Source organism: Amorphus orientalis (genome assembly GCF_030814015.1).
GTDB classification, from domain to species: Bacteria; Pseudomonadota; Alphaproteobacteria; order Rhizobiales; family Amorphaceae; genus Amorphus; species Amorphus orientalis.
The window spans coordinates 1,217,947-1,230,263 of the sequence record NZ_JAUSUL010000001.1; the positions used below are offsets into that span (position 1 = coordinate 1,217,947).

Consider the following 12,317-nt stretch of genomic DNA (forward strand, 5'->3'; position numbering starts at 1 on the left):
AGACCGCCAGCCCCGGCAAGACCCCGCGAATGAGCCCATTCCGGTTGGGCGAAGACGCCCGGCCGCTGCTATATGGCTCCGCATTCGGATTTATGAGCGATTCCCCTCCGTCCAGATCGCTGGATCGGATCGGAAGATTCTCTGAACGACGAAAGGACTTCTCATGGTGACGCCGTCTTCCGTGCCGCTTCCCGACCGTGTCGCGGTTCGGCGCGCGCTCGTTTCCGTGTCCGACAAGACCGGCGTCGCCGAGTTCGCCGGCGAACTCGCGAAGCGGGGCGTGGACATCCTGTCGACGGGCGGAACCGCGAAGACGCTGTCCGACGCGGGCATCAAGGTCACCGACGTCGCCGAAGTCACCGGCTTTCCCGAGGTTCTGGGCGGCCGGGTGAAGACCCTGCACCCGATGATCCATGGCGGGCTGCTCGGGGTGCGCAACGACCCGCAGCACGCCGCCCAGCTCGTCGAGCACGGCATCGAATCGATCGATCTTCTGGTGATCGACCTCTATCCGTTCGAGAAGACCGTCGCCTCCGGCGCGGCGTTCCGCGAAACGATCGAGCAGATCGACATCGGCGGTCCGGCGATGATCCGCGCGGCGGCCAAGAATCACGCTTTTGTAGCCGTGCTGGTGGACCCGGCCGACTATTCGGCGGTGCTGGACGAGATGAGCGCCGGCGACGGGACCCTGCCCATCGCCATGCGCAAGCGGCTCGCCGCCAAGGCCTATGCGCGCACGGCCGCTTACGACGCGGCCATCTCCACGTGGTTCGCCGGCGAGGAGGAACAGCCGGACAAGACCTGGTTCTCCCTCGGCGGCCGCCTGATCTCGGAAATGCGCTACGGCGAGAACCCGCATCAGAAGGCCGGCTTCTACGGCACCGGCATGCCGCGTCCGGGCGTCGCCACGGCGCGCCAGGTGCAGGGCAAGGCGCTCTCCTACAACAACATCAACGACACTGACGCCGCTTACGAGCTGGTCGCCGAGTTCGATCCGGAGCGCACGGCGGCCGTCGCCATCATCAAGCACGCCAATCCGTGCGGCGTGGCGGAAGGCGACGGGCTGGTCGACGCCTACCGCAAGGCGCTGGCCTGCGATCCGGTCTCCGCGTTCGGCGGCATCGTGGCGCTGAACCGCGAACTGGACGCGGAGGCTGCGACGGCCATCACCGAGATCTTCACCGAGGTCATCATCGCGCCCGGCGCGACCGACGAGGCGATCGAAATCGTGGCCGCCAAGAAGAACCTGCGCCTTCTCCTGACCGACGGACTGCCGGATCCGCGCTTTGCCGGGCCGATGGTGCGTTCGGTCGCCGGCGGCTTCCTGGTGCAGGACCGGGACGGGTCCGTGGTCGAGGACTGCGAACTCACCGTCGCGACCGCCCGGGCGCCGAGCGAGCAGGAATGGGCCGATCTGAAATTCGCCTGGCGGGTCGCCAAGCACGTGAAGTCGAATGCCATCGTCTATGTGAAGGACGGGGCGACCGTAGGGGTCGGCGCCGGGCAGATGAGCCGGGTGGATTCCGCCCGCATCGCCGCCCGCAAGTCGGCCGACGCCGCCGAGGCCGCCGGCGTTCCCGAGCCGCTGACGCGCGGCTCGGTCGTTGCCTCCGATGCCTTCTTCCCGTTTGCCGACGGCCTCATGGCCGCGGTGGACGCGGGCGCGACGGCGGTCATCCAGCCGGGCGGTTCCATGCGGGACGACGAGGTGATCAAGGCCGCCGACGAGGCCGGCATCGCCATGGTCTTCACCGGCGTCCGCCATTTCAGGCACTGAGCAAATCCCAGGAAAAGTGGGGACCGGTTTTCCGTCCGGGATTTGCGGAAGAAGAAAGCAACGCCAGGAAAAGTGGGAACCGGTTTGGTCTTTTCCCGCTCACGCGAGTTCGCTTTGCTCACCGCTGCGCGGGGCGCGGCCGGTTCTTTCGTCCCGGTCGCTGCGCTTCGCGCCTCTTGACCGGCCGACGCGCGGTCGCGCGCTGGCTGGGGTGATGCGAAAGGGCGCGAGGGACTGTCGGCGTCGAACCCAATCTCCGCTCATTCCGGCGGAAGCCGGAATCCAGGGTGGACCGCCGCAGCATCCGAGACCGTGCCCCTGGACCCCGGCTTTTGCCGAGGGGAACGGGGGTGGGGACGCCCCTTGCACTCTGACGCCCCCTGCCATTGATCGCCGCGACGTGTCGTCCTGCGCACGCCGGCCTGATACGAGAGCGCCAATGGATCAAAAGAGCCGTTTCGTCTTTGAAGGGGAAATGACGCGCGAAGACGTGGCTGTCGGCTATCGGGAGTATCTCAACCGGGCCCGGCCCCTTCTTCGAAGCCGATGGGGCGACGGGCCCACGGCCCTTCTCCTGCTGGTGCTGGCCAATGCCTGTTCGCTTCTCCTGGCTCGATATACGACGCCGTTCGCCGGCGAGGTCGCGTCCCTCGTGGTTCTGACGACCGGGATCGGCTTGGCCGCCGGCATAATTCTCTGGGCTCTGAGCACGCGGTCGATGGTCAAGCGGATGGTGGAGCTTGCGACGGCCGAAATCGGTCCGATGACCGTCACGGTTCAGCCGGATCGCTTCGCGGTCCGGAATGGCACGGGCTCGCACAGCGAAACCCCCTGGTCGGCGATTTCGAAGATCGAGCTGTCAAAGGAGACTTTGCTGGTTTGGCACGACGTGCTGGTCGTCCAGCGCGTGCCCCGCCGCCTTCTCGGCGGCGAGGCGCGGGAAGCGGAGCTTATCGCGGCGTTGCGTCAGTGGGCGCCCCATGCGACCGGGCCGCTTTAGCGCGGTTGCAGCTCAGTATTCCGGCCGCACGCCGGCCGGTGCGGTGAACGCCATGCCGGAGACGGTCCAGGTCCACTCCGACAGCGGCGCCTTGCACTCCGAGATCATGACGTCCTCGCATGTGTCCGTCGGCGGTTCGGCGCCGACCGAAAGCGCGAACCAGTCGTTGCCGCGCGTGAACGTCACGCTGGTCGCACCGGGGGCGTCGGCATCGTAGGCGCTGTCCCGGGTCCAGCCCTCGAAGCCTTCGCCGATGGTCGCGAGGTTTTCCAGATTCTTCGAAACGCCGGTCGCCGTCCCGGAGAACAGGCAGGCGGTTCCGTCGAGATTGGTGAAGATGTAAGGGCCTGCGTCGCCCACGACGACGTCGACCGGCACGCCCGTCCGGTCGCTGGTCTCCTTGGCGAGCTGGCTGCAGTCGTCGTCGGAGAGCGGTTTTGCCGTGATCGTCGACTGGGCCGAGGCGGCCGTCGCGGCCAGGATCAGAGGAAGCGCGGCGGCAAGCCGGAGCGCGGTCGCTGCGCGGCTTGTGGCGGGTCGGGTCGGTGTCATGCGTGTCCCTCTCAGCTGTGCCGGCGCGCCGGCAGGATGGTCAGCGTTGGCATTCCGGGCAGAAAAAGGTCGAGCGTCCGGACTGGACGATGCGCCTGATGGTGCCGCGACAGCTCTCGCGGCGGCAGGGCTCGTGCTCGCGATCGTAGACCGCAAACGTATGCTGGAAATAGCCGAGGCTGCCGTCGGCCTTCATGTAGTCCCTGAGCGTCGAGCCGCCGGCGACGATGGCGTCGGCGATCACCGCCTTCACCGCTTCCGCGAGCCGCTCCGCCCGGAGCGTGGGCGTCCCGTCCTTGCGGGCGATGGAGCCGGCGCTGCGCCGGGGCGACAGCCGCGCCCGCCACAGCGCCTCGCACACATAGATGTTGCCGAGCCCGGCGATCAGGCGCTGGTCGAGGAGTGCCGCCTTCAGCGATGTGCTGCGTCCGGCGAATTTCTCAGCCAGGAATGCACCGGTCAGCTCCTCGCCCACGGGCTCGACACCGAGGCCGCGGATGAGCGGATGCCGGTCGAATTCGGCGCGCGCGATCAGCGCCATGTAGCCGAACCGGCGCGGATCGTTGTAGACGATGCGGGTGCCGTCCTCGAGGCGGAACTCCACATGGTCGTGGGCCCTGTCCTTGGAGCGGGGCAGATGAAACCGGCCGGCGACCTCCGTTTCCGCCCCGGCTTCGATGCGGAACGAGCCCGACATGCCCAGATGCATCAGGAGGACGGTGCCGTCATCGAGATCGGCCACGAGATATTTTGCCCGCCTGCCGAGCGCCGTCACGATGCGGCCCGATACGCGCGCCACGAAGCGCTCCGGGAACGGAAAGCGCAGGTCCGGTCGTCGCTGGGCGACGGACACGATGGTGTGGCCGACCAGCGCGGGCGCGATGCCGCGGCGGACGGTCTCGACTTCTGGAAGCTCGGGCATCACAAAGCCGGGTGAGATTGGAACACGGGACGTGATCGTTAACCCGACCCGCGCCGTAAGCATAGCCGCAGGATGTCCCGCCGGTTATCGTCGCCCGAAAGAGGTTTGATGAGTATGAGCGAAACCGAATCGCGCACGCAGGGGGGCAGCGAGCTTCCTTTCGGCTTCCGCCAGGTCGCGGCCGGCGACAAGCAGCGCCTCGTGGATGACGTCTTCCACCGCGTGGCCCAGCGCTACGACCTGATGAACGACCTGATGTCGGGCGGTCTCCACCGGCTGTGGAAGGACGCGATGGTGAGCTGGCTGTCGCCGCCCAAGTCGGCGCGCGGCCGCTACCGGGTTCTGGACGTCGCCGGCGGAACCGGTGACATCGCCTTCCGCATCCTGAACCGCGGCGGCGCGGGGACGAGCGTCACGATCACCGACATCAACGGCGCGATGCTGGGCGTCGGTGCGGAGCGGGCGGAGAAGAAGCATCTCGCCGACCGCAGCCGCTTCGTCCAGGCCAACGCCGAGATGCTGCCCTTCGCCGACCGATCCCACGACGCCTACACGATCGCCTTCGGCATCCGGAACGTGCCCGACCGGGCGGCCGCGCTGGCCGAGGCCTACCGGGTGCTGCCCCGGGGCGGTCGCTTCATGTGCCTTGAGTTCGCGCCCGTCGACCTGCCGGTCCTGCAGCAGGTGTACGACACCTATTCGTTCCGGGTGATCCCGCCCCTCGGCCGCGCGGTCACCGGCGACGAGCAGCCCTACCAGTATCTGGTGGAATCGATCCGCACCTTCCCCATCCCCGAGCGGTTCGCGTTCGAGATCGAGGAGGCCGGCTTTTCGCGGGTCACCTTCCGGCTTCTGTCGGGTGGCATCGCCGCGATCCATTCCGGCTTCAAGGTCTGACGCGATGGCGCTACGGATTGCGCCGCTGCTTCGCCTGGTGCATGCGGGGTTCGTGCTCGCGCGCGAGGGCGTGTTCGGGCTGGTGGTTCTCCCGGACCTGCCGCCGTCGGCCCGCTTCGGCATCCGGGTCGCGCGGCTCCTGGAACGGCGCGGCGCCAAGCGGACCGAGGCCGCCGTCCGCCTGACCCAGGCGCTCAACCGTCTCGGCCCGTCCTATGTGAAGCTCGGCCAGTTCCTGGCGACCCGGGCCGATGTGGTCGGCGCCGATGCGGCCCGCGAGCTGGCCAAGCTCCAGGACGAGGTTCCCCCGATCTCCGACGAGACGGCGCGCAAGGCGATCGAGGAGGGGCTCGACCGCACCGTCGAGGAGGCCTTCGTCGAGTTCGGGCCGGCGGTCGCCGCCGCTTCCATTGCCCAGGTCCACCGGGCGACGGTGCGCGACCGGGACGGCGGGATCCGCACGGTCGCCGTGAAGGTGCTGCGGCCAGGGGTCGCCGGCCGCTTCGCCCGGGATCTGGAGAGCTTCTACATGGCCGCCCGCCTGATCGAGCGGTTCGTGCCGCACGCGCGCCGGCTGCGGCCGGTCGCCGTGGTCGATACGCTCGCCTGGTCCGTGCACCTGGAGATGGATCTCAGGCTCGAGGCCGCCGCACTGTCGGAAATGGCGGAGAACTGCCGCGAGGACCCGGGCTTCCGCGTTCCGTCGGTGGACTGGGCCCGCACCTCCAAGACGATCCTCTCCATGGAGTGGATCGAGGGCATCAAGCTGTCGAAGATCGAGGCGATCCGCGAGGCTGGCATCGACCTGGAGCAACTCGCCGAGACGGTGATGCAGTCCTTCCTGCGCCACGCGGTCCGCGACGGCTTCTTCCACGCCGACATGCATCCGGGCAATCTCTTCGTGGAGCCGGACGGAACGCTGGTCGCCGTCGATTTCGGCATCACCGGCCGCCTCAACGCGGCGGAGCGCTCGTTCCTGGCGCGCATTCTCTACGGCTTCATCCGGCGCGACTACAGGCTGGTCGCCCAGGTCCATTTCGAGGCCGGCTACGTTCCAGCCGATCAGGACCCGGACGTGTTCGCCCAGGCGCTGCGCGCGATCGGCGAGCCGATCCGCGACCAGACCGCCCAGGACATCTCCATGGCGCGGCTCCTGACCCAGCTGTTCGAAGTCACCGAGCTGTTCGCCATGACGACCCAGCCGCGGCTGATCATGCTGCAGAAGACCATGGTCGTGGTGGAGGGCGTCGCCCGCAGCCTGGATCCGAAGCTGGACATGTGGCACGTGGCCGAACCGGTCATGCGGACCTGGGTGGAGACGAATATCGGTCCGGCCCGCCGTCTGCAGGAGGCTGGGGAAGGGCTCGCCGCGTTCGTCCGGCTGATGGCGGAATTCCCGGACTTCGTGGATAAGGTGAGCCGGATGAGCCACGGTTTCTCCAACATGGCGGAGACGGGCCTCACCCTTGCCGTGGACACGGTCGACCACATCGCGGAGGCGGAGGCGCGGCGGACCCGCTCGCGCCAGGCCGCGCTCTGGCTCGGCGCGCTCTCCCTGTTCGCCATCGCGATCTCGGTGGTGTTTGGCTAGAGCAAAGCCAGCGAAAGTGGGAACCGGTTTCGCGTCCGGCTTTGCGGAGAAAGAATCTTTTCCCTCACGCCGAGTTCGCTTCGCTCACCGGCTCCGGGAGGGCGGCGCATGAGCGCCGGCGGACGGTCGTCCGCTGATAAAGCCCAGGAAAAGTGGGAACCGGTTTTCCGTCCGGGCTTTGCGGGGAAAGAGAGCAAAGCCAGCGAAAGTGGGAACCGGTTTAGGTGTCTCCGCTCACGCGCGTTCGCTTCGCTCACCGCTCCGCGGGGGCGGCCTGACCGGCCGGCGCGCAGTCGCGCGCTGACACGCAAAGCCCAGGAAAAGTGGGAACCGGTTTTCCGTCCGGGCTATGCGGGGAGGAGAATCTCCAAACTCCGCTCATTCCCGCGAGGGCGGGAATCCAGGGCCAAAAGTCCAGGCCCATCGTGTCGCCCTGGACCCCGGCTTTCGCCGGGGTGAGCGGCTGAGGATGGGTCGGTTCATTTCCGACAGGTCCGTGAGCGGTTGTAGGGGGCCGGCCGCGCCATGCGCATTCAGTCGGCGACGGTCTCCACAGCCGCGATCATCCGCTCGATGTCCTGGGGACGCGACAGGCGGTGATCGCCGTCCTTCACCAGCGTGAGCACCACGTCGTCGCGGGCGAGCCTGGAGACCAGGTCGGTGACATGGGTCCACGGCACGTCGTCGTCGAGCACGCCCTGAAGGATGTGGACCGGACAGCCGGTCTCGATCGGCGCGGTCTCGTAGAGCAGGTTCTGTCTCCCGTCCTCGATCAGCTCGCGGGTGATCGGATACGGGTCTTCGCCGTAGGGCGATGGCCGGTACCACACCCCGTCCTTCAGGATCGACTGGCGCGCCTCTTCGGGAAAGTTCGCCCACATCAGCGTCTCGGTGAAGTCGGCCGCCGGCGCGATCAGGACCATGCCGGCAAGCCGGTCGGCCGCGCCCTTTTCCCTGAGCCGGCGGGCGAGAAGCAGCGAGATCCATCCGCCCATCGACGAGCCGACCAGGATCGTCGGGCCCGGACAGAAGGTGGAGAAGACCGCCTCCGCCTCGTCGAGCCACTTCGTGATGGTGCCGTCCTCGAAGCGGCCTTCCGATTCGCCGTGGCCGGAATAGTCGAATCGGGTCACCGCGCGTCCGGTCTTCGCGCCCCATTCGTCGAGCGCCACGGCCTTGGTGCCCTTCATGTCGGACATGAAGCCGCCCAGCCAGAGCACGCGGGGCTCGGTGCCCGGCCGGTCGCGCACGGCGATCCGGCGCGCCTCGGGCCCGTCTCCGACCGGAACCCACTGGGGTTTCGTTTCGCTCATTCTTCTGACCTCGCTCGGATGCTATCGTCTCGCCGCCCCAGATAGCGTATCCACCCGCCCGGACGCCAATCCCGCGTCGACCGGACTCCGTTTCAAGCTCAGGGACGCCCCGTGCCGTCACCGACCATCCTGCAGATCGTCCCGGAACTGGAGACCGGCGGTGCCGAACGCACCGCGGTCGACGTGGCGGAGCGGATCGTCGCGGAAGGCTGGCGGGCGATCGTCCTGTCGGAGGGCGGCCGGCTCGTGGACGAGCTGAAAAGCACAGGCGCGGAGTACCGCGAGTTTCCGGCGAAGACGAAAAATCCCTGGCGGATGTGGCGCAACGCGGCGGCAATCGCGGACCTGATCGAGGCGGAGGGCGTGGACATCGTGCACGCCCGCTCGCGCGCCCCGGCCTGGTCGGCGCTGATCGCGGCCCGGCGCACCGGTCGGCCGTTCGTGACCACCTATCACGGTGCCTACAATCAGAAATCCCGCCTGAAAGGCTACTACAATTCCGTGATGGCCCGGGGCGATGTGGTGATCGCCAATTCCGGCTACACCGCCGACCTCATCCGGTCCCGGCACGATGTCGGGGACCGGCGGATCGTGGTGATCCATCGCGGTACCGACATGCGCGCCTTTCAGGATCCGTCCGTTGCGGACCGCGCCGAGGCGTTGCGCACCGAGTGGGCCGTGCCGGCCGGCAAGCGCGTGATCCTACAGCTTGCCCGGCTCACCGGCTGGAAGGGCCAGCGGGTCACGATCGATGCGCTCGCCCGTCTGTCGGAACGCGACGACTGGGTTGGGGTTCTGGCGGGTGACGCCCAGGGCCGCGAGGCCTATCTGAACGACCTCAGGACCCGGATACGGGACCACGGGCTGGAAGGCCGGGTGCTGCTCCCGGGCCATTGCACCGACGTGCCGGCCGCGATGGCGTTCGCCGACACGGTGGTCGTGGCATCGACCGAGCCCGAGGCGTTCGGCCGGGCGGCCGTCGAAGCGCAGATTGCCGGCCGGCCCGTGGTGGTGTCTGACCTGGGCGCGGTGACGGAGACCGTTCTTGCGCCGCCGGCCGTCGGCGAGGACGCACGCACCGGCTGGAAGGTGCCGCCGGGGGATCCGCAAGCGCTGGCGGCCGCGCTGGAGGAGGTTCTGAACCTCGACCCTGACCGGCGCGCGAGCCTCGCCGAGCGGGCCCGAAGCCACGTGGCGACCCGGTTCTCGCTCGAGGCGATGACGGAGCGGACCCTGGACGTCTATCGGGGCCTGCTCGCCGAGCGATAGGAAATCAGGCCGGAATTCTGGCTTTCCGGGGCATAGAGCCTGCTTCCGGCGTTGACTTCGCCTGCCAAAGTGCCGATCTTGATGACATCGTCTGCGGGTCTATCGAAGCCCGTTCCATGCTCCGGCGCCTGGCGTTCGGGGCTTACGGTGTTTCGTCCGGTCAGCCGGGGCACTCAGGACCCGCCATACGACGCCGACTTTTATGGACAGTTGAGGAGAGTCATACCATTCGCCGTCCGCACCGTGCTCCGCCGCCCACGAAGGAAGGGCCGCGCGTCAATTCCGACATCCGTGTACCCCGGGTACAGCTTGTCGATGCCGAGGGAAACAACCGCGGGATAGTCGAGACCGACGAGGCCTTGGCTATGGCCGAGGAGAGCGGTCTCGATCTCGTCGAGGTGTCGCCGAACGCCGACCCGCCGGTCTGCAAGATCCTCGATTTTGGCAAATACAAGTATCAGAGCCAGAAGAAGGCCGCCGAGGCGCGCAAGAAGCAGAAGACCGTCGAGGTCAAGGAAATCAAGATGCGCCCGAACATCGACACCCATGACTATGAGGTGAAGATGCGGTCGATGATGCGGTTTTTCGAGGAAGGCGACAAGGTGAAGGTGACGCTGCGGTTCCGTGGGCGCGAGATGGCGCATCAGGAACTGGGCATGGACCTTCTCAAGAAGGTCCGCTCCGAGACCGAAGAATTCGCCAAGGTCGAATCCGAGCCGCGTCTCGAAGGCCGGCAGATGGTCATGGTTCTGGCGCCCCTGCCGAACCGCTGACCCGCTTCGTCTCGCTGAAACTGCTGTCCGCTCGGATCGAACATCTCTGAGCGATATGCCATCGGATCGCCGCGAAGTGCGGCGATCCTCGTCGGCGTCGAACTCCATGGAGCCAGCGCTTTCCCCATCCGGCGGAAAGCCCCGGCCCGCGAGAGAGGAGATCGGTGCCATGCACGCGACACTGTCACCCCCGGACCTGTGGACCGAAAATCGCGACCGCCACTGCCTGCGCTTCGAAAGCGAGGGGCCGGAGCGCGGATCGGAAGTCCTGCTCTATGAGCGGGCGAGCGATGCGCGTCGGGTCGAAGGCGTCGTCACCGGTGCGGGCCCGCACGGACCGCTGGGCCTCACCCATCGGACGGTTCTGGATCCCGCCTGGTGCGTTCGCCTGTTCGAGGTGCGGCTGCTTGGGCTTTCGGAGCCGGAGCGGCTGCAGTCCGACGCTGCCGGTCGCTGGACCGACGGGCACGGCGTGCCCCTCGACGAGCTGTCGGGATGTGTCGATCTGGAATTCGCCGAGACGGCCTTCACATGGACACCGATGATCCGGCGCCTGGGTCTCGGCGCCGGCGATAGCGTCGAGCTCGACGTGGTCACGCTGTCGGCGGCGGATCTCGCACCGGTGCGCGCGCGCCGCCGGCTGACATGCCTCCAGCCGCTGCAGCTTTACCGCTACGACGATGTCGCCACCGGCATCTGCGACGAGATCGTCGTGGACGGCGATGGCTTCGCCATGTCGGTAAGCGGACGGCTTCGCCGCCTGGCGTGATCGGCGTTCGGGCCTGAACGCCAGCGCGCCCGTCGATCCGGTATACGCACCGGATCGATGTTGCGCGCTCGGCCGGCGCCGGGTTCATGGGATCAGGAGCGCACGTTCTCCAGCACCCGGACGATCAGCCAGATCGGCACGACGATGATCGCGCCGAGCGCCAGATAGCGCCCGGCGTCGACGATCGCGCTCCAGCCGAGCTGCGGCAGATAGCCGATCCAGAGCGAAATCCGGAACACGAGCTCCTCGATCGTGAAGCCCAGGCTCGCGAGTACGAGCCCCACCAGGAACGACAGCAGGAGCAGCTTCAGGATCACCTGAGGGAACGATCCGCCCAGGAGGCGGCGTGTCCGAGAGGGCTGGTCGACCATTGCGATCCTTCCGATGGAGGGGCGTTCGTCCGCCCCGTGCGTTCTCCTATCAGGGGTCGCGGCGGCCCGATTTCAAGATTGTCCCGTCGTCCGTTGCAGCCGCCGGTGGCCCGAGCCCAGCCATTCCTCAATCGTGCGGCGGCCCGCGATGGTCGCGATCGCCGTGGTGCCGCCGCCAGCCGATCTCGGCGCGGACGTCGGGCGGGGTTTCGGCGACGACTTTCTCCAGGATCCGGTGACCGGCCTCCTGAAGCGCCGTCGTGTTGGTCTCGATCTCGGCCAGTACCGCCTGCAGGGCGGCCGGATCGTAGGGATCGGCGCGCATGATCTCGAACATCTTCCGCCGCGACTCGATCAGGGCACGGATCCGCTCCTTCATCGCGGGATCGTCGAACACCGCCTGCCTGAGTTCGTCCTGCATTTCCGGCGGATAGGCCCGGTCGGAGCCGAGAAGCGCGCTGAACCCGCCACCGCCGCGATGGGGCGGATGGGGGCCGAGCAGGCGCGCCGACACGAAGCCGCCGAGCGTGAAGTTCACCGCCAGGGAGAGGGCGAGGGCGACCAGCACCCCGATCGCCCAGGAACCGCGAAGCGTCATAGGCTGTCTCCGGGGCTGTCGCCGGACCCGAGGCCCAGATCGTCGCCGATGCCGAGCATGAGAATGGCGACCTCCTCGCTCTGAACGGTCGACTGGACGGGCTGCTCGATCATCAGTCCGAGGGTGGCGCCGAGCGCGACGAAGCCAACGGCGATGCCGGCGAACGCCGCCATGCGCGCGGGCGTGAGAAAAAGCGCAGGCGATGCGTCTGCGCGCCGCGCGCGCACCGAGGAGAGGACCCGCCCGATCAGGGCGGAATCGGCAGGTTTCGGGGCCACAAGGGCACCGAGATCGGCGTCGAGCGTGCGCGCGCTCGCCAGAACGTTTCGCGCAACCGGATCGTGCGCGCACAGCGCATCGACCCTGTCCGCGCTTCCGCGCGGCCAGTCGTGCGGATCCGGTCCGTGGCGATCGAGCAGAGCTTCCAGCTCGGCGACGGTCATGCGGCTCATGTCTTCCACCTGTGCGGACGTCCGACGCCCGCG

General features: G+C 67.9%; 13 protein-coding genes. 7 read left to right on the forward strand and 6 right to left on the reverse strand.

The window, feature by feature from the left end; genetic code table 11:
- The first annotated feature begins 163 nt into the window (after positions 1-163).
- Both purH and J2S73_RS05475 read left to right on the forward strand, forming a co-directional pair.
- Positions 164-1,777 carry a bifunctional phosphoribosylaminoimidazolecarboxamide formyltransferase/IMP cyclohydrolase gene (purH, locus tag J2S73_RS05470; protein ID WP_306884433.1) on the forward strand — a complete coding sequence of 538 codons (1,614 nt, stop codon included), beginning with the start codon at positions 164-166 and terminating at the stop codon, positions 1,775-1,777.
- A gap of 475 nt (positions 1,778-2,252) precedes the next feature.
- Positions 2,253-2,777 carry a hypothetical protein gene (locus J2S73_RS05475; protein ID WP_306884434.1) on the forward strand — a complete coding sequence of 175 codons (525 nt, stop codon included), beginning with the start codon at positions 2,253-2,255 and terminating at the stop codon, positions 2,775-2,777.
- Positions 2,778-2,789: 12 nt separating this feature from the next.
- Here J2S73_RS05475 and J2S73_RS05480 read toward each other — a convergent pair whose 3' ends face one another.
- Positions 2,790-3,329 carry a hypothetical protein gene (locus J2S73_RS05480; protein ID WP_306884435.1) on the reverse strand — a complete coding sequence of 180 codons (540 nt, stop codon included), beginning with the start codon at positions 3,327-3,329 and terminating at the stop codon, positions 2,790-2,792.
- Between the two features lie 40 nt (positions 3,330-3,369).
- Positions 3,370-4,251, reverse strand: a complete 882-nt coding sequence (mutM, locus tag J2S73_RS05485; protein ID WP_306884436.1) for a bifunctional DNA-formamidopyrimidine glycosylase/DNA-(apurinic or apyrimidinic site) lyase — start codon at positions 4,249-4,251, stop codon at positions 3,370-3,372.
- Positions 4,252-4,365: 114 nt separating this feature from the next.
- On the opposite strand from mutM, the gene ubiE reads away from it, so the two are divergent.
- Together ubiE and ubiB are read left to right on the forward strand one after the other, a co-directional pair.
- The gene (ubiE, locus tag J2S73_RS05490; RefSeq protein ID WP_306884437.1) at positions 4,366-5,148 is read left to right on the forward strand and encodes a bifunctional demethylmenaquinone methyltransferase/2-methoxy-6-polyprenyl-1,4-benzoquinol methylase UbiE; all 783 of its coding nucleotides are present in this window, start codon (positions 4,366-4,368) and stop codon (positions 5,146-5,148) included.
- Between the two features lie 4 nt (positions 5,149-5,152).
- Positions 5,153-6,739: a 2-polyprenylphenol 6-hydroxylase gene (gene ubiB, locus J2S73_RS05495; protein WP_306884438.1), complete on the forward strand. Its 1,587-nt coding sequence runs from the start codon at positions 5,153-5,155 to the stop codon at positions 6,737-6,739.
- A gap of 533 nt (positions 6,740-7,272) precedes the next feature.
- Here ubiB and J2S73_RS05500 read toward each other — a convergent pair.
- Entirely contained in the window at positions 7,273-8,052 is a 780-nt protein-coding gene (locus J2S73_RS05500) for an alpha/beta hydrolase (protein WP_306884439.1), read from the reverse strand.
- A 111-nt stretch (positions 8,053-8,163) separates the two neighbouring features.
- Between J2S73_RS05500 and J2S73_RS05505 the strand changes: the two genes are divergently transcribed.
- From J2S73_RS05505 to J2S73_RS05515, 3 genes are all read left to right on the forward strand, one after another.
- On the forward strand, positions 8,164-9,321 hold the full coding sequence (locus tag J2S73_RS05505) for a glycosyltransferase family 4 protein (protein ID WP_306884440.1): 1,158 nt from the start codon (positions 8,164-8,166) through the stop codon (positions 9,319-9,321).
- 227 nt (positions 9,322-9,548) lie between these two features.
- Entirely contained in the window at positions 9,549-10,094 is a 546-nt protein-coding gene (gene infC, locus J2S73_RS05510) for a translation initiation factor IF-3 (RefSeq protein WP_306884948.1), read from the forward strand.
- Between the two features lie 169 nt (positions 10,095-10,263).
- A complete protein-coding gene (locus tag J2S73_RS05515; RefSeq protein WP_306884441.1) occupies positions 10,264-10,863 on the forward strand; it encodes a putative glycolipid-binding domain-containing protein in 600 nt (199 codons plus the stop codon).
- Positions 10,864-10,955: 92 nt separating this feature from the next.
- Here the strand turns inward: J2S73_RS05515 and J2S73_RS05520 are convergent, their stop codons facing one another.
- The 3 genes from J2S73_RS05520 to J2S73_RS05530 all read right to left on the reverse strand — a co-directional run bounded on the left by J2S73_RS05520 (position 10,956) and on the right by J2S73_RS05530 (position 12,284).
- Positions 10,956-11,234 (reverse strand): DUF6460 domain-containing protein, encoded by a 279-nt coding sequence (locus J2S73_RS05520; RefSeq protein ID WP_306884442.1) that lies wholly within the window; start codon positions 11,232-11,234, stop codon positions 10,956-10,958.
- 127 nt (positions 11,235-11,361) lie between these two features.
- Positions 11,362-11,832 (reverse strand): periplasmic heavy metal sensor, encoded by a 471-nt coding sequence (locus J2S73_RS05525; RefSeq protein ID WP_306884443.1) that lies wholly within the window; start codon positions 11,830-11,832, stop codon positions 11,362-11,364.
- Positions 11,829-12,284 carry a hypothetical protein gene (locus J2S73_RS05530; RefSeq protein WP_306884444.1) on the reverse strand — a complete coding sequence of 152 codons (456 nt, stop codon included), beginning with the start codon at positions 12,282-12,284 and terminating at the stop codon, positions 11,829-11,831. Before J2S73_RS05530 ends, J2S73_RS05525 begins: the two co-directional genes overlap by 4 nt.
- Positions 12,285-12,317 lie beyond the last annotated feature (33 nt).

Excerpts from the sequence above, each read along its gene's own strand:
- purH (WP_306884433.1), top strand. The coding sequence starts at position 164 with ATGGTGACGCCGTCTTCCGTGCCGCTTCCCGACCGTGTCGCGGTTCGG.
- J2S73_RS05475 (WP_306884434.1), top strand. The coding sequence starts at position 2,253 with ATGACGCGCGAAGACGTGGCTGTCGGCTATCGGGAGTATCTCAACCGG.
- J2S73_RS05480 (WP_306884435.1), bottom strand. The coding sequence starts at position 3,329 with ATGACACCGACCCGACCCGCCACAAGCCGCGCAGCGACCGCGCTCCGG.
- mutM (WP_306884436.1), bottom strand. The coding sequence starts at position 4,251 with ATGCCCGAGCTTCCAGAAGTCGAGACCGTCCGCCGCGGCATCGCGCCC.
- ubiE (WP_306884437.1), top strand. The coding sequence starts at position 4,366 with ATGAGCGAAACCGAATCGCGCACGCAGGGGGGCAGCGAGCTTCCTTTC.
- ubiB (WP_306884438.1), top strand. The coding sequence starts at position 5,153 with ATGGCGCTACGGATTGCGCCGCTGCTTCGCCTGGTGCATGCGGGGTTC.
- J2S73_RS05500 (WP_306884439.1), bottom strand. The coding sequence starts at position 8,052 with ATGAGCGAAACGAAACCCCAGTGGGTTCCGGTCGGAGACGGGCCCGAG.
- J2S73_RS05515 (WP_306884441.1), top strand. The coding sequence starts at position 10,264 with ATGCACGCGACACTGTCACCCCCGGACCTGTGGACCGAAAATCGCGAC.
- J2S73_RS05520 (WP_306884442.1), bottom strand. The coding sequence starts at position 11,234 with ATGGTCGACCAGCCCTCTCGGACACGCCGCCTCCTGGGCGGATCGTTC.
- J2S73_RS05525 (WP_306884443.1), bottom strand. The coding sequence starts at position 11,832 with ATGACGCTTCGCGGTTCCTGGGCGATCGGGGTGCTGGTCGCCCTCGCC.
- J2S73_RS05530 (WP_306884444.1), bottom strand. The coding sequence starts at position 12,284 with ATGAGCCGCATGACCGTCGCCGAGCTGGAAGCTCTGCTCGATCGCCAC.